This is a genomic window from Anabaena sp. WA102, from assembly GCF_001277295.1.
In the GTDB taxonomy this organism is placed as follows: Bacteria; Cyanobacteriota; Cyanobacteriia; order Cyanobacteriales; family Nostocaceae; genus Dolichospermum; species Dolichospermum heterosporum.
Window position 1 is genome coordinate 3,062,798 of sequence record NZ_CP011456.1, and the last position, 22,832, is coordinate 3,085,629.

Sequence of the window (22,832 nt, forward strand, 5' to 3'; positions counted from 1 at the left end):
TCATACTATTAAAAAATTTGTCAGTTGTCAGTTGTCGGTTGTCAGTCGTCAGTTACCAATTACCAATTACCAATTACCAGTATAATATATGGCAACCAATCAATTTGATACTTCCCTACCTAGCATTCGTCAAGTCCAGAAGTGTATTAAAGAAAAATTAACCGTCGAATTTAGATTAATGACTGGTGATTTGATTACAGGTCGCATATTTTGGCAGGATCACAATTGTATCTGTGTTTTTGATGGTAATAATGAGCAAATTATGGTTTGGAAACAGGCGATCGCCTACATGAAACCATTCAGTGATACAGTAGCCTAAACAGGACTAAACCCACAGAATGCCAACAATTTTTAACGCCAACCTACTTAAATCTATATAAAACTGTGTTGCTTCTAGTTGCTTATCGGATTGACTGGATATTATTGCTTTGTCTAATATTTAAATTAACGGTGGAATTTAGCGAGACTAATCAACGTTAAGGATATTTTTACAATGTCTAAAATACGCATCACAGATATACCTGTATTCGCAGACATATCTATTGACCAACAAAAAATTATAGTAGGTGGTACGACTACAGCTATCGGGACAAACCCTGTACCCAATTACATTCCTTTAAACCCAATCATCAATAATTTTCTTACCAGTTTAGATATTAATGCTTTTGACTGGAAACCATACCTAGATAGTGTAGGATTCGACATAAGTTTACCAATGATCACGTGATAATTTTAACGCCTTACAAGGAAGACTGATAAAGGGCGGGGGAACCCCGCCCCTACGGAGGTTTAAATACCCCAGCTTAGTGTTAAAGGACGCTGGGCGAGAACTTGGCTATAAAGCTCTTCTAATTGGGTGATATTATCATTTAAGGTATAGCGTTCTAATACTCGCTTCCTGGCTTTTTCTCCCAACAATGTGGTTAACTCTGGATGATCTTGGCATAGTGGTAATAGGGTCTTTAACTGCGATCGCACACTGCTTGTATTAATCGCTACACCAGCCCCCTTTTCTAAAACTTCCCCGTCTGCACCCACGTCAGTAGCTAAACAAGCTACACCACAGGACATAGCCTCTAATAAAGACAAGGATAATCCCTCTACCAAAGAAGGTAAAATAAATACATCCGCCCCTCGTAAAATTTCGATCCGGCGATTTTCATCGGCGATAAATCCTAACCAGATGATGCCATGTTCTCGACCATAAAATGACTCCAGAGAAGGCTTTAATGGACCATCACCCACAATCAATAATTTGGTATTAACACCCATATCTGATTGCTTCCAAGCCCGCAAGAGAGATTCAACGTTTTTCTCTTGGGCGATTCTCCCTTGATAAACAAACAAACGTTCAGCCCCGAATTCGGCTTTAACATGAGAAACACCGGGAGAATACTTAACAGGATCTACACCATTAGGAATCACAGCAATTTTGCTGTCCCCAACCCCCATACCTGAGAGTAATTCCCGTTGAATTTGGGAAAAGATAATTACCCGATCATAATGATCTAAAAAGGGAGCATAAAGTTGATAAGCTAAAAGCTGGGTACTAGATATTAATTTTGCTCCCTTCCCTGCAAATGGAGTGTGGAAAGTAGCAATGAGGGGCAAATTTAACTCTTCGCAAATTTCTGGTAAAACAAAATCTAAAGTTGATAGAGTCAGAGAAGCGTGGACTATATCTGGTTTAATTTCCCGTAGTGAATCTTTCAAAACCTTAGTTGCTTTGAAAGAGGGAATTGTGTAAACCTGAGATTTGTAGATAAATGGTAAAGGAACTTCTTGAAAATTAGGCCAATTGTCAGTTGTCGCTTCTTCTTGAGCAAAGTGCAGAAAACTAACCTCGTGTCCCCTGTCTAGTAATCCGTTGGTAATTTCTCGACTGTAGGTGACGTTACCGCAAAAGGGTGTTTTTTTTCCAATCCAAGCTATACGCATTCTTCGGTTATCTATAAAAAAACGAGGGTAAAATATACTGTTTTTATTATGAAGTTGTTATAGCCGAATTTTTGGTATTCACAAAAACTCAGATATCTCTAACTTTAAAACCTAAATAATCTGGGCAGTTAAACAATCAATAGCTTTATTGATAATGCTAATAATTCATAAAGTTTTTAACTTGATTACAAATTAATATGCTGATTATTTGGTTGATTCCCAGCAAGTATTTTGCATCTTGCTGGATTAAGTTTAGCACGAAACCCAATAGTTTGATGCAGTTTCTGGCTATTTGCCATCTGAGGACTCACTAGAATTATACCAAGTAAAGAGACCGCCAACTAAGACGATCGCAGCTAAGGTAAAAAATACTGCTTTTAAGCCGATAAAAGTTTCCGCCACACCAGCTAAAGCCAAGGGGAGAGAAAGAGCAATATTAATCACGTTATTTTGCAGTCCAAATACCTTACCTCGCATAGCTGGGGGTGTTTCGGTTTGGATTGCAGTTTGCATAGGGATACCCACCAAAGCCCCAAATATTCCCACCAAAGCTATAAATAGCAGCACGGGTAAAAGTTGAGTGGTGAACAGTGATAAACCAATTAAAGATCCTGTCATACCTAGACAACCCCAAAAACTCAGTTGTTTATAGGAAAAGCGTTGTCCAAATTGTCCGAGAATTGTCGCCCCAATAGCCACACCAACACCAGCAGATGCTAATAAAAAGCCGAATTGAGAGGCTTTCAGATTGGGAATAATTTCTGCCATACGAACTGCCAGCACAGTCAGGGCGGCAAAGACAGAAAATAGGATAATTAGTTGTAATAAAGCATTGCGGATGCGATGATTTTCTTGGAGGTAACGTAACCCGTCGCGCAAGTCTGACAAAACATGGGGAAATTCTGTTTCCGGGGGATGGGGTTTTTCGTTAGTTTGGAGTAGAAATAATATTAACCCAGCGATCGCATAACTACCACCCACCAAAATTTCCTTACCCAATCCCCCACCACCGCCTAATTGCCCCCACAGTCCGTCTGCTAATGCCAACACTGGTTCTCCTACCGCAAAACCCACAATCACCGAAGCCATCATTGTCGTTGTGTAGAGAGAATTAGCTGAAAGCAAATCCTGTTCTTTGACTATTAAAGGAATAGCCGATTGTTCTGCCGGGGCAAAAAATTGTGTTAAGGTAGAAACCAAAAAAGTTACTCCTAAAATAATCAAAAAACCCACAGGCAAAACGCCAACAGGCTGCCAATCATGGGTTAACCATAACAGGGTAGGAATAAGTAAAACCAGAATACCACGCCAAATATTTGATGCTACCAAAACAACTTTTTTTGACCAACGATCTACAAATACCCCAGCTACAGAGCCAAATAATACGGCAGGAATTGTAAACGCTATCATTAAAGCCGAAACCCAACCGCTAATACTTTGATCACTAGCTTGAAACTGGCTATTAATCAAAGCAATCATCAATACTAAATAAACCTTATCGGCTAATTGACAGAAAACTTGACCCGCCCAAAGAGCGAGAAAGTTAGGGTTTTTTAATACAGGTAAAAACCCCGCCTGTTGATTATTTGCAGAATCCGTACCCCCAGAATCGGCATCTATTAATGGCAATGTTTCCGGCGTTAAATCCGTCGTTAATTTACCATTCAATTCCGCACCTTTTAATAATGGATCAGATTTTATTTCTGAGCCTTGAGAAATATCAGTTAATGGAATTTCTGATGGGCAACTTCCATCTTCAGAAACATCTTTTAGTGACATTTCTGGACTATGAATATGACTAAGTTTAGGAGCAGAAGCAACATTATGATCTGATGCTTTATGCTTTTTTTTAGCGTCGCTAGGTGAGTGAGTTCGGCTTTTTTTATTTAAATCAGACGATTGCATCATGGTTGGCGGCAAAATAGGAATCAATCAAAGTGGCAGAGCGAATAGGTTGTCCTAAATGATACTGAACATACTGGCGTAAAATTTGCTCAACAGCTAACCATCCAGAATAGTCGGCCACATCTATTTGTATTATCTCTGTTTCCGACAGATGTTGAAGCATAACCAGTTGTTTCCCATTCAACCGACGAGAAATAATTGGTAACTCCTGCTGGTGAAAAACCGTTTCGTAGCTAGGGTTAGAAGACCAGAATTGGGGATTGGAAACATTTGTCTGGCTTGTTTGTGTCATTTCCCTATTTTCCCGTTTCTCCTGCTCTATTTCTGTTCGCAAGGTTTTCCAAGCGTCTAAACAAATTATGCCACCAGAAGGAATGCTAAATCCAACTTGCCAATGGGGATTTGTCCAGTCTGGGGTTAAAAGCCGTTGAGTTAAACAACAAGACTCTACTTGTGGTGTTAGTCCCGCTAAGGATAAAAGTTGAAATACACCTTGAGCTAGATAGGCAACTACACAGTTTATTTCTATTTTTGGTATATCCTCTAGCCGCTGAAGATGCTCATTAAATAACTCATAAATTTCTGTTTGCGGTTGTTCGCTTAACGCTTGACACAGAACTATTTCCGCTAAATATTGACTAGCAGCTAATTTACCCAAATCCTTAGATAAACCCGGATAAGTTTTGATAGTTTCAGCTTGAGTAATTCTATCGAGATTTCGTCCTTGGGAAATGAGTAATTCATTAATAACAAACATCCCCATTCTCCCCCCCAAGCTGGAGTTTTGTTTCCGTACTCCCGTCGCAACTGCCCGAATTAAACCAAATTCTTGAGTTAAAATTGTAACTATTTTATCAGATTCGCCCAGCGCTTGCGCCTTGAGATTAATACCAGTTGCTTTGTAGGTTTTACTCATTTTTAGTCAGTGGTCAGTGGTCAGTGGTCAGTGGTCAGTGGTCAGTAGTCAGTAGTCGGTGGTCAGTAGTAAAGGAAGAACAACAGACAAAGGACAACTGACAAAGAACAGCTAAACAAAGGACGACTGACTACTCACTCTTTTCTTTTTCTGGGTAATTGCGTTGACGAAGTAAATCCACTCCGCGAGATGTACCTAGTCTAGTCGCACCAGCCATAATTAACTCTAAAGCATCATTATGGGTGCGAATACCTCCTGATGCTTTGATGCCTACACGATCTTTTGCTATCTCTTTCAAAAGCTTCACGTCAGCTACAGTTGCGCCACCATTCCAACCTGTACTAGTTTTTAAGAATGCAGCACCAGCATCCAAAGCCAGTTCCGCAGCGATTTGTTTCTCTGTATCCGTCAGCAAGCTAGTTTCTAAAATTACCTTTACAGGTTGTCCAGCTTCTTCACAAATTGTGGCAATTTCTCGGTGAACTTCCTCTGTTTTTCCCGCTTTTAACCACCCTAAATTAATAACTACATCCAACTCAGTAGCACCATTGTCTACTGCTTCTTTAGCTTCATATAACTTTACGGCTGAAGTATTTGCACCATTGGGAAAACCAATGACTGTACAAACTTGAGGATTTTTTTATAGAGAAGTTCTGCTACTTGCTTGACATAGCAGGGATTTACACATACCGCTGCAAAGTTATATCTATATGCTTCGTCGCACCATTGACTAATCTGCTCTGGGGTGGCAATTGGTAATAGCAGAGAGTGATCAATAAATGGTGCAATATCAATATTTGGATAGTCTGCTGCCATCGTTTTTGTTTTTGGTGTAAAGTTGATTAAACTTGATGAAAATTAAAGTATTTCTTATATATTAAACTACATATCAAGAGAAGTCAGAAAGTAGGGGCGCAGGGCCTGCGCCCTTATTCTTGCGAACCAGTGTTTAAAAAGTCAAGAATAGTTTGTGCTAAGGCTTTTGCTGCTAAGTAGGGAACACCATTACCAACGGTTTTAAACATATTCGTAAGTGACATATTTTCTGGAAGGGAAAAATCTTCGGGTAAAGATTGAATTGCTAAAGCTTCGGCTACAGAAATGCGTCTGATCTTATAAGGATGTAAATGCACCTCATTATTACCATAGCAAGCTGTGGGAGAATAACGCCACCTGTGCAAACGTTTAAATGATTTTTTGGAATCATCTCCTTCAGCAATAGTAGCAAATTTTGTTTTACCTGCTCTTGGTTGAAAATGATGTTGAGCATTAGGATGGTTGAGAACGTGATTTTTTCTAAACCAATATTCAACAGTGAGTTTTTCAGGAATATTTTTAGGACAAGGAATTATGGAATCCTCTTGAAATGGCTCGCATTTATTCCAAGGATACGTAAATATTTGTTCTTGAGGATATAAAATATGGTTTTCCCAAGGAAAAGTAAATTCATCTTTGATTTTTATATCTTTGAGAAATTTAGCTTGAAAGCCTATTAAAATAATTCTATCTCTATCTTGAGGGACACCATATTCAATAGAATTAATTAACCGTTCTGTTAAGATATAACCGAATTTTTGTAATTTAATTTTTAGTTCTTCAAAAAATAAACGGTGTTTTGTAGTTCTCCACAAACCTTTAACATTTTCAAATAAAAAGAAATCGGGTAGATTTTGACAAATTAATTCAACATAAGCAAATGAGAGTTTACCATTATCACCTAAATGTCCTTTGTTTTTGCCACCAATAGAAAAATCAGGACAGGGTGGACCACCAATAAAGCCAATTACATTATTTGATTTACGAGAATCTTTGACTAATTCATTTAATCGTTGTGCTGGTGTTCCTACTATTAATTTACTTACGTCTGCGGCCTCTTCTTGATGATATCCATATTCAGGTTGGGGGAGATTGAGAATTTCCCGTGAATAGCGATATGCGGACATGAATGGAGGGAAGATTTCGTTAACGTAAGCGATGTTATAGCCTGTGGTTTCAAAACCTAAATCGAGGAAGCCTGAACCGGAAAAGAATGAGAAGATAAGGGGGGTAGACATTTGACATTATGAACGGTTTAATTTTTTGTTTAGCTTTCTTAGGAATTATATTGATTGTACAAAGAATATTTAGCGTATTTATACTAATATTGGTACAAGTAGCACAAGGGATAATTCCTAGAGGTTCAGATTTCACCATAATTCTGCTATGATCAGAGGCTGTGGGATTTGCCCCTAGTCTTGGTGCTTATTGCCCATTTGTGTATTTTAAACCATTCGTCCGCCTAAGACTGAAGCCGTGATTGGCGACAGGCCGATGTTATTCTTGGAGTTCTATGTCTTTTTCTAATCTCGGCTTGTCCCCAGAAATTGTCCGTGCTGTCACTGAGCGGGGATATGATAAACCTACACCAATCCAGACACAGGCTATTCCTGTGGTGTTGTCTGGTGGTGATATTATGGCTGGAGCGCAAACGGGTACTGGTAAAACTGCCAGTTTCACTCTGCCATTGTTACATCGTTTGTCTGCAAATAAGGGCATTTCTAGTAATTCTCATGGATTTCCGCCAATTCGCGCCTTAATTCTGACTCCTACTCGTGAACTCGCTGCACAGGTGCAAGAAAGTGTCCGTGATTATGGTAAATATTTGAATTTGAATTCAATGGTGATGTTTGGGGGAGTGAGTATTGGTCCCCAAAAACAGAAATTGAGAACCCGTGTAGATATTTTGGTTTCAACTCCAGGACGATTGTTAGATCATGTGCAACAAGGGACTGTGAATTTGTCCCGTGTGGAAGTGTTGGTACTGGATGAAGCAGACCGAATGCTGGACATGGGGTTTATTAATGATATCCGGCGTATTCTTTCACTTTTGCCTAAACAGCGGCAGAATCTGCTATTTTTTGCAACTTTCTCTGATAAAGTTAAAACTCTTGCGGTTGGGTTACTAAATAACCCGACTATGATTGAAGTCGCACGCCGAAATGTGACTGCGGCAACGGTATCACAAAAAGTTTATCATGTAGACCGCGATCGCAAACGCCAATTACTTTCTCATCTAATTCGAGAAAACAAATGGTATCAAGTATTAGTATTTAGCCGCACCAAGCATGGTGCTGACCGGTTGGTGAAGCAGTTGGGTGAAGATCGCATTCAAGCGCTCGCTATTCACGGTAATAAGAGCCAGGGAGCGCGAACTCATGCTTTAGCCAAGTTTAAAGATGGGACTTTGCAGGTATTGGTAGCAACGGATATTGCTGCGCGTGGTCTTGATATTAGCGAACTACCTCACGTTATTAATTACGATTTACCCAATGTCCCAGAGGATTATGTGCATCGCATTGGTCGGACTGGACGCGCTGGTGCGGAAGGTCAAGCGATTTCCCTTGTATGTGTTGATGAACATCATTTGTTAGCGGATATTGAGAAACTCATTGAGCAGCGTTTACCGAAAGAAGTGGTAGATGGTTTTGGAGTCAACCCAGAAATTAAAGCTGAACCAATTCCCAATGGACGCAAAGCTCCTTCTGGTGGTGGTGGAAATCAGCGGACTCGTCGTTCTGCTCCTAAATCTGCTTCTTCAAAATCACCTAGACAGCCTTCTTCACGCACAGCCGCAGGGGATAAAAAGCCTGGTTCTAGTTCTCCTACACCACGTCGTTCTGGTAAACGTAGGTAATAGCTGAGTTGATAATTGATAACTGACAATTGATAATTATCAACTTTTACCCATTCCCCGGATTATTTTTGGGGTTTGGGAACTGATATTTGGTGAAATCGGTTCTTTGTAATTTATGATACAATTAGCACAGGTATTACTATTATCTACTGATAAATATGGACTTTGTTATTTTAGATACTGAAGGCAACCCAAATTTAACTGAATTAGCTATTGTTAATAGTCAAGGTGTGGTAATTTATGAAGGTTTTTGTGATGGTAATTCTCATGGTTTTCAAAATGTTTTAAATCTCAAAAGTCTCAAAACCTTATTAACAGACTTTTTGACTATTGTTGAAGATAAAAAAATTATCTGTCACTATGCAGAACATGATATTGATATCCTCAAGCATAGTTTTCGACAAGTTGGTTTACCTTGGCATAATTTAGAATTTGATTGTACTTGGATTTTAGCTAAAGACTGTTTTCCAAATTTAGAAAGTTATTCTTTAGAGTATCTGAGTAAATACTTGAATCTGCGAGCTAATAATCAATATTTTCTGCCGAATATGGCACATACCGCTAGTTATGATGCCACATTTACTTATCATCTTTATAGAAAAATTATGTTAGAACATCTCAAAAAACAACCTAATCCATTTACTAGCAGTCGAGTTGACACTCCTTTTCAACATCATCCAGATTATGCTGATACTTATCATCGAGAATTTCAGATTTTACAAACTTCTTTAAATAACATCAAATTAGATCCTAATCATCAGAGTAAAGGTGTTGTTGTTATTGGAGAACCAGGTACTGGTAAAACTCATTTAATGATGCGACTGGCTAATGAGAGATTATCAAGTAATAGATTACTGTTTGTTCGGCAGCCTAATAATGCTCAATCTGTACTTTATCATATTTATAGTAGAATTTTAGAATCTCTAGTTGAGAAAGCCGGAAATTTACCTCAATTATACTCTTTAATTATTAACACTTTTCGGAAAATAGTTAGTCTTAATGATAGAGATGTTACACAAAAAGATATAGATATTTTAAAAGCCTTATATGATTTAGAAGATAATAGTATTAGTGCTTTAAGTAAAGAAAATACACAACGAAAACGAGAATATTGGCAATATATAGAAAAGACTATTAATGAATGGTGGATGAGTAATTATGCTCCGGGTAGTTTTGCTTTATCTATCATTAAAGGCATGGTTAAATATTGCAGTTATACAGATTATAAATATAGAAATATTAGCACTCGTTGGTTAGCCGGAAATGTTTTAACTGACGAAGAATCTGAAACCGTTGGTTTACCAAATTGGGGAGAAGAAATTAGTAAGGAAGCTTTTTCGTTAGAAGCTATTTCCGTTTTAGGTAAATTATCTATTTTGGATGAACCTTTAATTATTATTTTTGATCAATTAGAAGGTTTAGGACTTCCACACAATCAAGAAATTTTGTTAAATTTTGGGGAAGGTATCAAAGAAATTTTCACTCATGTTCCCAATAGTTTAATTATTTTGAATTTATTTCCTGATAGGTGGGAAAAATTTCAAACAATATTTGATCAATCTATTATTGGGAGAGTAGCTCAATATCAGGTTTCTTTACGTCAACCAACAGAAGCGGAAGTTAAATCTATTCTCAAAGTGAAAATACAAACTGTAGATATTACCTTAGAACAGTTATTTTTACCTGAAGATTTAGATGATATTTTAGGGAAGAAACCTATTCGGGCAGCTTTAAATCGGGCGGCTAAATACTATGATCATAGAGTTAATGGAATTTCTTTACCAGACGAAAGAAAACCAATTCGGGAATTAGATGGTAATGAAAAAATAGAACAGCAATTAAAATTTTTACAGCAACAGCAACAAACATCAATGGAAGTTTTAAGTCAACTAATTCAAGCGATACAATCACCTAATGCTGTTGATTTAAGCAACTTACAGAATAAATTAGCAACTTATTTATCTGGTGAAACTACAATTCCCGTAAATCCTCTAATTGAATATCTGAATGAACATAGAATTGAGTTAGAACAAAAATATCATAATCCATCTATTATTAGTGATGGTGATGATGTTGGTAAATTGAAAAATATTGCTGAAGCTTTAACTCATATCCAGTCATTTAAATTAAGCCAATATCGTTTAGGTAAGAAGGTATTACCAGAACATATTGTTATTGAAAAGGGAAATCAGTATCATGTAATTGCTTTTTTAGAAATTAGTGGTACTCCCTTTACGAGTCGGATTAGTAATTTCAATGAATTAGTTATTAATAATTCCCAAAGCCAATTTTATTTAATCAGAGATGAACGTCAACCAGGTATTACTGCTAAAGTTGGTAAGGAACGAATTAAACAACTAGAAAATAGTGCTAATGGGAATTTTATGTTGTTTAATAAAGAAGATAGGATTCTCTTTGATTTGATTTATGATCTGATTATTAGTATTCATAACAAAGATTTAGATATAGATTTGGAATCAGCTTTAACTTTCGTTACCACTCATCAAGAATGGTATCACTGGATTTTTACAAAGTTTGGTTTTACGCTACCCAAACAATAAAATCACTGTAGTAAATTGTTACAGTGCGTAAATTTTAATTTATGAAAATACTCATCCTCAATGCCGGTTCTAGCAGCCAAAAGAGTTGTCTGTACGACATGACCTCCCCGATTCCTAATTTAGCCCCCCAACCTCTTTGGGAAGGAAAAATAAATTGGACTGAAAACCAAAATCAGGCAGAAATTACAGTTAAAACCGCTACAGGTGCAAAACTGCAAGCAACTCTGGCTGATGATTCCCGACAGGTGCAATTTACTCATTTGTTATCTACGCTTACAAATGGCGAAACCAAGGTAATTGATGATTTAGCAGCCATAGATGTGGTAGGACATCGAGTAGTACATGGTGGTCAAGATTACCAAGAGGCTGTAATAATTACGGAAAAAATTAAACAGGCGATCGCTCACTTATGTAATCTAGCCCCAGCCCATAATCCAGCCGCTTTAGCTGGTATTGAAACCATTGAAAATAGTCTAGGGAATATCCCCCAAGTAGCAGTTTTTGATACTGGATTTCACCGCACTTTACCCGATGCCGCAGCTATCTATCCCATCCCCTATCATTTAGTTGAACAGGGTATCCGTCGTTATGGCTTTCATGGCATCAGTCACCAGTATTGTGCCAATCGAGCAGCGGAAATTCTTGGTCAAGATTTACAATCTCTGCGAATAATTACCTGTCATTTAGGTAATGGTTGTTCTTTAGCCGCCATCAAAAATGGTTGCAGTATTGACACAACAATGGGATTTACTCCTCTAGATGGTTTAATGATGGGTAGCCGCAGTGGTTCAATAGATCCAGGGATTTTGATTTACTTATTGCAACAGTATAATTACTCTAGTCACGAACTAGATAATGTGTTAAATAAAGCTTCAGGATTAAAAGGTATTTCTGGAATATCTAGTGATTTAAGGGAAGTGATAGCTGCAAAAGACCAAGGTAATCAACGCGCTCAACTAGCTTGGGATATATACGTACATAGCCTCCGGGCTGGTATCGGGGCAATGCTGGCTAGTTTAGCAGGTTTAGATGTTTTAGTCTTTACCGCTGGAGTCGGCGAAAACTCCCCAGCAATCCGTCAAGCTGCTTGTGAAGCTTGGGGATTTTTAGGACTGAAAATTGACTTGGCGAAAAATCAGCAACAACCTATTGATATTGATATTGCCACATCTGATTCCACAGTACGAATCTTAGTCATAGAAACTCAAGAAGATTGGTCAATAGCTCAACAATGTTGGAAATTGCTGCAACAATAATACAGGAGTTCAGGAGGTAGGGGCGCAGGGCCTGCGCCCGCCTGCGCCCATTCAGGAGTATGGCTAACGCCACGCTATGCCTTCGGCACACCACGTGAACGCTATCAGGAGTTCAGAAGAAAGAAATTTCTCCCCCACTCCCCCCACTCCCCCCACTCCCCCACTCCCCCCACTCCCCCACTATGTTTTTATCTCGTGAAGCTATTACCACGCCATTAGTTGCTTGCTTTTGTATTGTCAGTATTAGCTTAATGCAAATACCAAAACTGCAAAAACTATTAATTAATAAACAAGCTATTTCCGTAGAAGCTCTCCAAAAAGACCTCAAGAAAGAAAGTTTTCGCTTAAACTTACTTGAGGCTATCCCCAGTTTTAGTTATAAAAATTTCATTGCCGATTGGGTATATATTGATTTTTTGCAATTCTTCGGTGATAATGAAGCCAGAGATAAAACCGGATACAGTATCAGCCCAGAGTATTTTGAAGTTATTTTAGACCGTGATCCACGTTTTTTAGAAGCTTATTTAGGACTTTCTATAAGTAGTTCTTTATACGGTGGTATGCCAGATAGAACTATAGCTTTAATGGAAAAAGGATTAAAATCTTTATCACCACAAATTCCCCCCAGGTCATACTATATCTGGCGCTATAAAGGCACAGATGAGTTACTATTTTTAGGTAATGCTCAGGCATCAAAAAAATCTTTTCTCAAAGCCGCAGAGTGGGCAAGCACTTATACTGATGAAGAAGGTACGCAGGTAGCGTTTATTTCTCAAAAAACTGCCAAGTTTCTGAGTAAAAATCCTGATAGTAAAGCAGCACGAGTGGCTACATGGGCAATGGTTTTAAACAATAATGTAGATGAAAAAACTCGCAACCGAGCAATTCAGGAAATTGAAGCCCTGGGAGGAAAGGTCGTTACAAATGCCGACGGCACAGTTAGTATTAGACCACCAGAAAAAGATTGACAACGGACAACTGCGAAGAATCGTTACAATAGAATTTCTACTATCCTCATCTTTTAGACCTGTAGGGTAGAACAGATTATTTTTATTATGACAGGAGGATTATTTTAAGATATATTAAGATAAGTTAACATAATTATCATAATGTCCTCTTCCTTAGAGAAGCTAGGTATAAGCAGCAAACAAGTACAGGAGAATCAACATCGGTGAATAATAAAAAATGGCGAAATACGGGGCTGTACGCGCTCCTTTTTATAGTCGTTATTGCACTAGGAACGGCATTGTTTGACAAACAACCTCAAAGCCGAGAAACATGGCGCTACAGCCAATTTATCCAAGAAGTCGAAAAAGGCAGAGTTGAGAGAGTCAGTTTAAGTTCCGACCGGTCTACAGCCTTGGTGACACCTAAATATGACCCTAACAAAAAGATTGTTACCTTAGTTAATGACCCAGATTTAATCAATACTCTGACAAATAAAGGTGTTGATATTGCCGTATTACCTCAAGCAGACGAAGGATTCTGGTTTAAGGCTCTTAGCAGCTTATTCTTCCCTGTATTGCTGTTAGTTGGTTTATTTTTCCTCCTCCGTCGCGCACAAGGTGGACCAGGTAGCCAAGCTATGAACTTTGGTAAATCTAAAGCCAGAGTGCAAATGGAACCCCAAACTCAAGTTACCTTTGGTGACGTTGCGGGTATTGACCAAGCCAAATTAGAATTAAATGAAGTTGTAGACTTTTTAAAGAATGCCGATCGCTTTACCGCTATTGGTGCAAAAATTCCTAAAGGTGTACTTTTAGTCGGTCCTCCTGGTACTGGTAAAACCCTCCTCGCGCGGGCTGTAGCGGGCGAAGCAGGTGTTCCTTTCTTCTCAATTTCTGGTTCTGAATTTGTGGAAATGTTCGTTGGTGTGGGTGCTTCCCGTGTCCGCGATTTATTTGAACAAGCGAAAACCAATGCTCCTTGTATCGTCTTTATTGATGAAATTGACGCAGTAGGTCGTCAACGGGGCGCTGGTTTAGGTGGTGGTAACGACGAACGGGAACAAACCCTCAACCAGTTACTAACGGAAATGGATGGTTTTGAAGGTAACACTGGTATTATTATTATTGCTGCTACCAACCGTCCTGATGTATTAGACGCTGCTTTATTACGTCCAGGTCGTTTTGACCGTCAAGTTGTGGTTGACCGTCCCGACTACGCTGGTAGAAGTGAAATTCTCAGAGTTCATGCCCGTGGTAAAACTTTATCTAAAGATGTAGACTTGGATAAAATTGCCCGCCGGACTCCTGGTTTTACCGGTGCAGATTTATCTAACCTGTTGAATGAAGCCGCAATTTTAGCCGCCCGTCGCAATTTAACTGAAATTTCGATGGATGAAATTAATGATGCAATTGACCGTGTATTAGCTGGACCCGAAAAGAAAGACCGGGTAATGAGCGAAAAGCGCAAAACTTTGGTTGCATACCATGAAGCAGGCCACGCTTTAGTTGGGGCTTTAATGCCTGACTATGACCCTGTGCAAAAGATTAGCATTATTCCTCGTGGTCAAGCCGGTGGTTTAACTTGGTTTACTCCTAGTGAAGACCGCATGGACACTGGCTTATATAGCCGTGCTTATTTGGAAAATCAAATGGCTGTGGCTTTAGGTGGTCGTCTGGCTGAAGAAATCATTTTTGGTGAAGAGGAAGTGACTACTGGTGCTTCTAATGATTTACAGCAAGTGGCTAGAGTAGCTAAACAAATGATAACTCGGTTTGGGATGAGCGATCGCTTGGGTCCAGTAGCCCTTGGTCGTCAACAAGGAAATATGTTCCTGGGTCGAGATATTATGTCTGAGCGCGATTTCTCGGAAGAAACTGCTGCTGCTATTGACGAAGAAGTTCGGAAATTAGTTGATACTGCTTATATTCGAGCTAAAGAAGTATTAGTCAGTAACCGCAAGGTTTTAGATGAAATTGCTCAAATGCTGATAGATAAAGAAACCGTTGACGCTGAGGAATTACAACAAATCCTTGGTAATAACGATGTGAAAATGGCAGCTTTTGCGTAGTTTTTTCTTAAATATCTAAAAAGGGTAATTCTGGTTTTTCTGGAATTACTCTTTTTAGTTTCTTGTGAACGTTAAAGATGCTAAAATCCCATACGGTTTAGTTAAGCCTAATACTCTTTTTTTAAAACGAACCACAGAGGCACAGAGGACACAGAGAGAGAAAAAATAGAGAGGTTTTTTGCGTCAGTTTTGGGACATTTTTTTATGGTATATTACATTTTCCTGGTTTTGTAAGACAACATTAATCTAGAATAGATTATGACTACACTTAAATTGAAAAATCACCAAATCTGGCAAGATTTAACTGAGATATTAGAAAATTTAGATACTAATTCTCTTGTTCAAAAACATCTTGAACAATGCTGTTATACAATAAATGGTTATTGGGATGAACAGGATAAATATTATGAATCAATTACTTTACCTCACCCCATAGAAGCAAAATTAGTCAGCAGTTTTGTGGGTATTACCCAAGATAACCGTTTTCTAAAACTCAAATTTTCTCTTATGAATTTTCTGGAAAATATAGGTGAGTTAGTTCTTATCTATAATGAAAATCTAGAATTGATTGATGAAAATTGGCTTTTAGATATAGATTCTCCTATGCTTCCGCTTAATCAAAACAATTTAATAATCAGGTTTATTTCATTCTAGAAAATTGTAGGTTGGGTAGAACGAAGTGAAACCCAACAAAATATAGCTAGACTTATGAAAGTAATCTATTTTTGCACGCAGAGGCGCAGAGTCGCAGAGAGTTCATTTTATTTTATCCTATTCGCAAAACTAAGGTTTCTTCTCCTGGTGAAATTAGGGTTTTTCCGACTGGTAAAATGGCTAAAGCATTAGTTTGGGATAAGTTAATTAAGTTCCCTGAATTTAAGTTACCACTTGTTTGCTTAAATTCGTAAATACCATCATTTAATTTTAAATTACCCCAAATATAAGTTTCCATTTTTCCGTTAGATTTTAATTCGCAATGGGATTTTACTTTGATAAATTTACTTTCCCAACCTCGATTAATTCCTGAAAGTTTTTTAATTGTCGGTTTTACAAATCGCCAAAATGTCACTAAAGCCGAAACGGGATTTCCTGGTAAACCAAAATAAAGGGAGTTGGGAAATGTGGCAAATGTCAGAGGTTTTCCTGGACGCATTTGCACGGCGCGAAAATGAATTTCTGCCCCCAAAGATGCTAATATATTATCAATATAATCATAATCACCTACGGAAACTCCACCAGAAGAAAGAACTATATCCGCATGATTAATGGCGTAATTTATAGTTTCTGTTAAAGCAGTTTGATTATCTTTAACAATTCCTAACATTAACACTTCTGCACCCAATTCTCTCACCAAAGCAACTAAAGCATATTGGTTAGAATCTACTATCTGTCCAGGTTTTAGGGTTTGTTCTGGTGTTACTAATTCGTCACCACTTGAAAAAATTGCCACTCGCAGACGACGGAAAACACTGATTTCTGCCAATTGTGCAGCCGCTAAAATCGCAATTTCCGCTGCATTGAGGGGAATTCCTGCTGGTAAAAGTTCTTTTCCTGCTTGGTAAAAGTCTCCTTGGTGTCTAACAAATTCCTGCGGTTGCGGTGCAGAAAAAATAGAAACCCAGTTTTTCTCTAAATTAGTTTTTTCCTGCATAACTACAGTATCCGCACCTTTTGGGATTATTGCACCAGTGAAAATCCTTGCTGCTTGTCCTGGTTGAATAGTATTTTGAGGTTGATATCCTGCGGGAATCTCTTCGACAACTTCTAAAATTGTCGGATTTTCAGAAGTGGAATTTTGCACATCTTCATAACGCACTGCAAAACCATCCATTGCGGAATTATCCCAATGGGGAAAATCTAAAGAACTAATTACAGGAGTTGCTAAAATTCGGTGAAATGCTGTCAATAAATCAACAACTTCAAGATCATGTTCTTGATTTAAAGGTTGAACATGATTGAAAATAATCGTTTCTGCATCTTTAACGGATAACATAGTGGATGATTTAGTTAGTTACTGTTAGAAATTAAGATTAATTAACTTTTATTATTGAGGGATTTTAGGTTGGGAGGTTGGCGAATTATTATCAGGAAGCTTAGAGGTATTGGTATCTATTATCTATTATTCCAATGATTTTCTTTAGATAAAAATTGAGCCATTTATTAACTTTTGCTTGATGTTCCAGATTAAGCTCAATTTCTTCTAGCTTTTTCAAAATTTCTGTTGCGTTTTTAGGTCTATCTAGGAGGACTATAGCAAATAAACATTGGATTTGAGAACTTTGATCAGTTTATTGCCCATGATAAGAAAAAAGACAGGCAAAAAGCCTGTCAAATAACCGATGATCTAGCAAAGAATTTGTAATCATTCTCAACAGTGATTTTTCCGATTTATGAAGTATCTAAATCAAATAAATCACACCAATCATAGTTATGATTTAGAAATTCATTTCCGCAGCTTGGACTTTTTCTACTTGTTTCTTCTTGAGAACTAGCATGATTTGTGCCATCATCACTAAACAGATAAAGGCAACTAACCATGTAACTCTAGAAGAGTCTTGCAAAACAATTTCTGCATCTCTTTGACCAAAACCACCAACATTGGGGTTGTTGGTTAAAGCATCACCAATGGCAACGGCTTGTCCTTGAGTCACAATTAATTCAGGTCCAACGGGAACTGTATCGGTAACAACATCACCAGTTGCGGTTGTGATGCTAATTAGATTCTTAACGTTACCGTCTTCATCTTCTGTTTGAGCAATTTTGCTAATTGTACCGGCAGCAGAAGCGTTGAATAAGTTATTATTGCTCTTCTCACCTGTGGGGTAAACTTGTCCACGTCCGCGATTACCGCCTACATGAACAGAGTATTTGCCAAAGTGGATATTTTTGTCTGTGGCGGGGTTAGGAGAAAGAATCGGGAAGACGATTTCTTGATATTCTTCACCGGGTAATGGACCAACAATGACAACATTATCTGTGGTGTCGTTGTAAGGGGTGAATGTCATATCACCCACTTCTGCTTTCATTTCTTCAGGAATGCGATCTTCTGGGGCAATCTTGAAGCCTTCGGGCAACATTAATACAGCACCAACATTTAAACCAACCTTAGAACCATCAGCACCAACTTGTTGCACGGTGGTATCGTAAGGGATTTTGACAACGGCTTTAAATACAGTGTCAGGAAGTACAGATTGAGGAATTTCTACTTCTGTGGGTTTAGCAGCTAGGTGACAGTTAGCGCAAACAATTCGCCCTGTGGCTTCGCGGGGGGTGGCAGGAGCGGTTTGTTGCGCCCAAAAGGGATAGGCAGCGGCAGTTTGTGGGACGGCTATATCGCTAGTGAATAAAAAGGTAACAGTAGCGATCGCTATAAGCAATGTATTAACCATTGCTTTAGCAGTGCGAGTTAACCTCGCAGGTGTAAGGGCATTTCTCATCTCTATAAAGTCATTTGTCAGTGGTTATTGGTCATTTGTCATTGGTCAGTAGTCATTGGTCAAGAGTTGATAAAAAGCCCTAGATTGTTGACTGGAGACTAATGCATTAAGCCCACCAAGCGGCATCCCCGGTGCGGAAATCGGTTTCTGTCCAAGGTGTGAGTAGAATTTTGTCGTCTTCTACGTTGGCATGGGCTAGAGCTAAGGATTTTGGTGCAGGACCACGAATTACTTTACCAGTAGCGTCATATTGTGAACCATGACAAGGGCATTTAAACTTATTCTCAGCCACGTTCCAAGGGACAACACAACCTAAATGGGTACAAATAGCATTAATCCCGTAGTCAGCGATCGCTTCTTTACTTTCCACCACAATATAGGTAGGATCTCCCTTGAGTCCTTGCACCAAAGTGCGATCGCCTACATTATGACTATCCAGAAACTTGCTAACACTAACATCATTACCTAGTTCATTCTTGGCTACAGTACCGCCACCAGCACCACCACTAGCAGGAGGGATAAAGTAGTTAATAACAGGGTACAATGCACCCAACGCCACCCCGGTAACAGTCCCGAAAGTGAGCAGGTTCATAAACTGACGACGACCCATATCGGGAACGTCTGTAATTTCTGAAAATTGAGCCATAATCTCCGCGCTGTTTGTGTAATTTATTAATCATTTTGACAAGAGTACCAGCACAAGAGCCACTCTCATCTGAATTGAAATCATAACGCTCATAGCGATGCCATAATTCTTAGTTGCAAGACATAGTGAGCATCTCTTCCGTTAGCATTACATTTCTTTATATCCCTATCATACTGGAGTCACGGAACTTAATATCATAACTAAATGTAAAATCTAGATAAGCTTAGGGGAAGAGGCAGGGGAGCAGGGGAGCAGGGGAGCAGAGGGCAGGGAGAAATAATTGTCTAATTACCAAAATCTAAAATCTAAAATTACTATGACCGGAAAGGAATTACGCCAACTGTTGATTGATAAATGGGGACAACCTTATGATGTCCAGTTTCGCCGCACCCAAGGCAAAATATTTCTGCAAATCATGTGGAAATACTTTGGACAAGCTTCTTTCCCCATGAGCGAAATAGATTATCAAGATCATCTGGACAGCATTGCCAATTATCTTAATGCTTTAGGCGGAATACAACAAGTACAAACTTTTATTCTAGAAACTAAAGAGCGTCCTCGTCTTGGTAAAGCAGTTAGCATACCTCTTGATTTGGGTGAACGCGCTTCAGAATGGATTGTTTAAAAATCAGGTAATAGGTAATGGGTGATGGGTAATAATTAATATATTCCTGACTCCTGACTCCTGACTCCTAACTCCTGATGCAGTTACCTTAAACTGAAGATATAAAAAAATTAACGGCAAAAAATAAGATATCTGTTACTATATACACTTATTGTACTAGGTTAACACGGTATTAATCAGGCTATGATTATGGGACGGTTTTAGAAGCCTGGAACGCTCCAGGTAAATTATGTTAATTTTTACGAGATGCTACGAGAACACAGTGCAGGGGACGTAAGCTGTGCGAATTCCGCTCGATTATTACCGAATTCTAGGATTACCGTTGGCGGCAAATGAGGAACAATTGCGACAGGCATACAGCGATCGCATTGTCCAATTGCCCCGACGGGAATATTCGACTACATCTATATCTTCTCGCAAGAAGCTGATTGAAGAAGCTTATATGGTTTTATTAAATACCGATGAGCGCAAAGCCTACGATCAGCTTTATCTGGCTCACGTTTATACTCCTAGCAAAACTGCTGACACAGGTTCACAGGAAAATCTAGTAGATACCAACTCCAAAGACCAAGATGCTCAAAGTCTCAGCATCGAAATCACCCCAGAGCGATTTATTGGTTCTTTGTTAATACTCCAAGAACTAGGAGAATATGAATTAGTATTAAAACTCGGTCGCCCGTACCTAGTTAATAAACCTAGTCCAATTAGTCTCAAAACAGGTCATCGTACTACCCAAGCAGAAACTCCTGAAAACCCAGACCTACCAGACATTATCCTCACCGTCTCCCTAGCTTGCCTAGAACTAGGACGGGAGGAATGGCAGCAAGGTCACTATGAAAATGCCGCCATATCTTTAGAAACTGGTGAGGAGTTATTAGCACGGGAAGGCTTATTTCCCAGCGTCCGCGCCGAAATGACCGCTGATCTTTACAAACTGCGTCCCTATCGCATCTTGGAACTATTAGCACTACCACAAACACAGATTCCCAAACGTCGGCAAGGATTAGAATTATTACAAAGTATCTTAGAAGATCGTGGCGGCATTGATGGCACGGGCAACGATCAATCAGGACTTAACATAGATGACTTTTTACGATTTATCCAACAAATTCGCCATTATTTAACAGTCTCAGAACAGCATAAACTCTTTGAATTAGAAAGTAAACGCCCCTCAGCCGTGGCTACATATTTAGCAGTATATTCCTTAATCGCCAGAGGTTTTGCCCAACGCCAACCAGCATTAATTCGTCAAGCCAAGCAACTATTAATGCAATTAGGCAAACGCCAAGACGTGCATTTAGAACAATCCCTTTGTGCTTTACTCATGGGACAAACGGAAGAAGCCACCCGCGTCTTAGAACTAAGTCAAGAATATGAAGCCTTAGCTTTTATTCGGGAAAAATCGCAAGACTCACCAGACCTATTACCCGGACTATGCTTATACAGTGAACAATGGTTACAGCAAGAAGTATTTCCCCACTTTCGAGATTTGGCAAAACAGCAAGCCTCTTTAAAAGATTACTTTGCCGATAGACAAGTACAAGCTTATCTAGAATCTTTACCCAACGATGCCCAAATTACCAATGAATGGGCAGTAATTAACCATCAATCCTTTCCCCAGCCAGATATTCATCATTCCCGTCACCATAATAATAACACCACACAAACACCACAACATCATCAACCAGTCAATCCTGAGTTACCAGAAACCCATCCTCGACCTCAACCTGAATCTTCCCAGGGTTCTATACCGAGGTGGAATCATCCATCAACAGATGGAAATGAGGGAAATCAAATATCACAAATACCCTTAACAGCAGCAAACCCAAACAGAAGAACACATCCAGTTAATGATCATCCGACGGCAGTAACAAACCAGCAGCCTCCCAAACGCAGAAGACGCAAACCCACTGCTAATACACTTCCCCAGCGATTCATCCAGTCTCAAGCTAATTTTCTCAGTAGTCTAGATCCAAAAACACGCTTAGTTTGGTTAGTTTTTTTCTCATTGGGAGGAGTATTAATTTTTTCGTTATTAGTATCAACAACTTTTGGCTTGGTCAAAAATATCTTCTTTCCCAGTCCATCATTAAAGGGAGAACAGTTAGCAATACAACTAAATCAACCACCCATCAACATTCCTGACCCCAACAGCGAACCTGAAGCCACCAATAATGAAGAACTGACCAAGGAGACAGCAAAGGAAGTAATTGAAACTTGGTTATCTGCCAAAACCTCAGCTTTGGGGCAAAATCATGACATTGATGGTTTAAAGGAAATTTTAACAGGTGCAGTTTTATCCCAATGGCAGTCAGTAGCCCAGCAAGAACAAGAAGATCAACGCCATCGCCAGTACAAGCATAATGTGGAAATAGTCACTGTCTCTAACAAGGGTACAGACAAAGATTATGTATCTGTAGATGCTCAAGTACAAGAAGTTACCAAGTTCTATCAAAATAGTCAGCAGCAAAAGTCTTCTAGTGAAAACTTGCGGGTTCGTTATGATTTGGTTCGCAAAGAAGGCAAATGGCTGATTCAGAAAATGTCAGTGATTCAGAATTTTTTGTAAGTTGGAGGCAAGAGGTAAGAGGTAAGAGGCAAGAGGGGAAAAATTTCTTTCTTCATCCTGACTCCTGACTGGGCGCGGGGCCCGCGCCCCTACCTCCTGACTCTTCCCTTAATGTTATGAAACTTTGACACTAATGCCCTGACTGAGATCGCTATATTAAGATTTCATGACATATTGATCCCCGCAGGGCTGATAACTACGTGAAATATAGTAAAACCTATCTTTAGACCCCTTGATCCCTAGATAGTTTTACTGGTTAATATTTACTTAACAACTCTTTGCAATCCTCA

17 protein-coding genes and 1 pseudogene are annotated in these 22,832 nt (G+C 39.0%); 10 read left to right on the forward strand and 8 right to left on the reverse strand.

Annotated features, from left to right (window positions below; all coding sequences use genetic code 11):
• The first annotated feature begins 88 nt into the window (after positions 1–88).
• Complete coding sequence (locus AA650_RS13210; protein WP_053539364.1) at positions 89–319, forward strand: Hfq-related RNA-binding protein; 231 nt, start codon at positions 89–91, stop codon at positions 317–319.
• Between the two features lie 174 nt (positions 320–493).
• Positions 494–727 (forward strand): hypothetical protein, encoded by a 234-nt coding sequence (locus tag AA650_RS13215; RefSeq protein WP_053539365.1) that lies wholly within the window; start codon positions 494–496, stop codon positions 725–727.
• A 62-nt stretch (positions 728–789) separates the two neighbouring features.
• On the opposite strand, the gene AA650_RS13220 is transcribed toward AA650_RS13215, so the two are convergent.
• From AA650_RS13220 to AA650_RS13240, 5 genes and pseudogenes are all read right to left on the reverse strand, one after another.
• The gene (locus AA650_RS13220; RefSeq protein WP_027401627.1) at positions 790–1,938 is read right to left on the reverse strand and encodes a glycosyltransferase family 4 protein; all 1,149 of its coding nucleotides are present in this window, start codon (positions 1,936–1,938) and stop codon (positions 790–792) included.
• A 288-nt stretch (positions 1,939–2,226) separates the two neighbouring features.
• Positions 2,227–3,843, reverse strand: coding sequence for an MFS transporter (locus AA650_RS13225; protein ID WP_442853964.1), 1,617 nt, complete (start codon positions 3,841–3,843; stop codon positions 2,227–2,229).
• A complete protein-coding gene (gene recO, locus AA650_RS13230) occupies positions 3,830–4,759 on the reverse strand; it encodes a DNA repair protein RecO (protein WP_053539367.1) in 930 nt (309 codons plus the stop codon). Before recO ends, AA650_RS13225 begins: the two co-directional genes overlap by 14 nt.
• A gap of 130 nt (positions 4,760–4,889) precedes the next feature.
• Positions 4,890–5,575 (reverse strand): annotated as a pseudogene (gene deoC / locus AA650_RS13235) (deoxyribose-phosphate aldolase).
• Between the two features lie 113 nt (positions 5,576–5,688).
• The gene (locus tag AA650_RS13240; protein ID WP_053539368.1) at positions 5,689–6,813 is read right to left on the reverse strand and encodes a DNA cytosine methyltransferase; all 1,125 of its coding nucleotides are present in this window, start codon (positions 6,811–6,813) and stop codon (positions 5,689–5,691) included.
• A 275-nt stretch (positions 6,814–7,088) separates the two neighbouring features.
• Here AA650_RS13240 and AA650_RS13245 point away from each other — a divergent pair, with 275 nt between their 5' ends.
• The 6 genes from AA650_RS13245 to AA650_RS13270 all read left to right on the forward strand — a co-directional run bounded on the left by AA650_RS13245 (position 7,089) and on the right by AA650_RS13270 (position 15,919).
• Positions 7,089–8,432 (forward strand): DEAD/DEAH box helicase, encoded by a 1,344-nt coding sequence (locus tag AA650_RS13245; protein WP_053539369.1) that lies wholly within the window; start codon positions 7,089–7,091, stop codon positions 8,430–8,432.
• A 158-nt stretch (positions 8,433–8,590) separates the two neighbouring features.
• The gene (locus AA650_RS13250; RefSeq protein WP_053539370.1) at positions 8,591–10,993 is read left to right on the forward strand and encodes an exonuclease domain-containing protein; all 2,403 of its coding nucleotides are present in this window, start codon (positions 8,591–8,593) and stop codon (positions 10,991–10,993) included.
• Between the two features lie 41 nt (positions 10,994–11,034).
• Positions 11,035–12,249, forward strand: a complete 1,215-nt coding sequence (locus AA650_RS13255; RefSeq protein ID WP_053539371.1) for an acetate kinase — start codon at positions 11,035–11,037, stop codon at positions 12,247–12,249.
• 182 nt (positions 12,250–12,431) lie between these two features.
• Positions 12,432–13,217, forward strand: a complete 786-nt coding sequence (locus AA650_RS13260) for a hypothetical protein (RefSeq protein WP_053539372.1) — start codon at positions 12,432–12,434, stop codon at positions 13,215–13,217.
• 203 nt (positions 13,218–13,420) lie between these two features.
• Positions 13,421–15,265 carry an ATP-dependent zinc metalloprotease FtsH3 gene (ftsH3, locus tag AA650_RS13265; protein ID WP_027401619.1) on the forward strand — a complete coding sequence of 615 codons (1,845 nt, stop codon included), beginning with the start codon at positions 13,421–13,423 and terminating at the stop codon, positions 15,263–15,265.
• Positions 15,266–15,523: 258 nt separating this feature from the next.
• Positions 15,524–15,919 (forward strand): hypothetical protein, encoded by a 396-nt coding sequence (locus tag AA650_RS13270; protein WP_039205159.1) that lies wholly within the window; start codon positions 15,524–15,526, stop codon positions 15,917–15,919.
• Positions 15,920–16,031: 112 nt separating this feature from the next.
• On the opposite strand, the gene AA650_RS13275 is transcribed toward AA650_RS13270, so the two are convergent.
• The 3 genes from AA650_RS13275 to petC all read right to left on the reverse strand — a co-directional run bounded on the left by AA650_RS13275 (position 16,032) and on the right by petC (position 19,348).
• The gene (locus tag AA650_RS13275) at positions 16,032–17,258 is read right to left on the reverse strand and encodes a molybdopterin molybdotransferase MoeA (protein ID WP_053539373.1); all 1,227 of its coding nucleotides are present in this window, start codon (positions 17,256–17,258) and stop codon (positions 16,032–16,034) included.
• A 442-nt stretch (positions 17,259–17,700) separates the two neighbouring features.
• The gene (gene petA, locus AA650_RS13280) at positions 17,701–18,702 is read right to left on the reverse strand and encodes a cytochrome f (RefSeq protein WP_053539374.1); all 1,002 of its coding nucleotides are present in this window, start codon (positions 18,700–18,702) and stop codon (positions 17,701–17,703) included.
• 106 nt (positions 18,703–18,808) lie between these two features.
• Complete coding sequence (gene petC / locus AA650_RS13285; protein ID WP_027401612.1) at positions 18,809–19,348, reverse strand: cytochrome b6-f complex iron-sulfur subunit; 540 nt, start codon at positions 19,346–19,348, stop codon at positions 18,809–18,811.
• Positions 19,349–19,664: 316 nt separating this feature from the next.
• Here petC and AA650_RS13290 point away from each other — a divergent pair, with 316 nt between their 5' ends.
• Together AA650_RS13290 and AA650_RS13295 are read left to right on the forward strand one after the other, a co-directional pair.
• Complete coding sequence (locus tag AA650_RS13290; RefSeq protein WP_053539375.1) at positions 19,665–19,973, forward strand: DUF3067 family protein; 309 nt, start codon at positions 19,665–19,667, stop codon at positions 19,971–19,973.
• 280 nt (positions 19,974–20,253) lie between these two features.
• The gene (locus AA650_RS13295; RefSeq protein WP_053539376.1) at positions 20,254–22,542 is read left to right on the forward strand and encodes an IMS domain-containing protein; all 2,289 of its coding nucleotides are present in this window, start codon (positions 20,254–20,256) and stop codon (positions 22,540–22,542) included.
• The last annotated feature ends 290 nt before the right edge of the window (positions 22,543–22,832 follow it).

What these genes read in the sequence shown, in the direction of transcription:
- AA650_RS13245 (WP_053539369.1), top strand. Translation starts at nt 7,089, where the DNA reads ATGTCTTTTTCTAATCTCGGCTTGTCCCCAGAAATTGTCCGTGCTGTC.
- petC (WP_027401612.1), bottom strand. Translation starts at nt 19,348, where the DNA reads ATGGCTCAATTTTCAGAAATTACAGACGTTCCCGATATGGGTCGTCGT.
- AA650_RS13225 (WP_442853964.1), bottom strand. Translation starts at nt 3,843, where the DNA reads ATGCAATCGTCTGATTTAAATAAAAAAAGCCGAACTCACTCACCTAGC.
- recO (WP_053539367.1), bottom strand. Translation starts at nt 4,759, where the DNA reads ATGAGTAAAACCTACAAAGCAACTGGTATTAATCTCAAGGCGCAAGCG.
- AA650_RS13270 (WP_039205159.1), top strand. Translation starts at nt 15,524, where the DNA reads ATGACTACACTTAAATTGAAAAATCACCAAATCTGGCAAGATTTAACT.
- AA650_RS13275 (WP_053539373.1), bottom strand. Translation starts at nt 17,258, where the DNA reads ATGTTATCCGTTAAAGATGCAGAAACGATTATTTTCAATCATGTTCAA.
- AA650_RS13250 (WP_053539370.1), top strand. Translation starts at nt 8,591, where the DNA reads ATGGACTTTGTTATTTTAGATACTGAAGGCAACCCAAATTTAACTGAA.
- AA650_RS13215 (WP_053539365.1), top strand. Translation starts at nt 494, where the DNA reads ATGTCTAAAATACGCATCACAGATATACCTGTATTCGCAGACATATCT.
- AA650_RS13210 (WP_053539364.1), top strand. Translation starts at nt 89, where the DNA reads ATGGCAACCAATCAATTTGATACTTCCCTACCTAGCATTCGTCAAGTC.
- AA650_RS13290 (WP_053539375.1), top strand. Translation starts at nt 19,665, where the DNA reads ATGACCGGAAAGGAATTACGCCAACTGTTGATTGATAAATGGGGACAA.
- petA (WP_053539374.1), bottom strand. Translation starts at nt 18,702, where the DNA reads ATGAGAAATGCCCTTACACCTGCGAGGTTAACTCGCACTGCTAAAGCA.
- AA650_RS13220 (WP_027401627.1), bottom strand. Translation starts at nt 1,938, where the DNA reads ATGCGTATAGCTTGGATTGGAAAAAAAACACCCTTTTGCGGTAACGTC.
- AA650_RS13260 (WP_053539372.1), top strand. Translation starts at nt 12,432, where the DNA reads ATGTTTTTATCTCGTGAAGCTATTACCACGCCATTAGTTGCTTGCTTT.
- AA650_RS13255 (WP_053539371.1), top strand. Translation starts at nt 11,035, where the DNA reads ATGAAAATACTCATCCTCAATGCCGGTTCTAGCAGCCAAAAGAGTTGT.
- AA650_RS13240 (WP_053539368.1), bottom strand. Translation starts at nt 6,813, where the DNA reads ATGTCTACCCCCCTTATCTTCTCATTCTTTTCCGGTTCAGGCTTCCTC.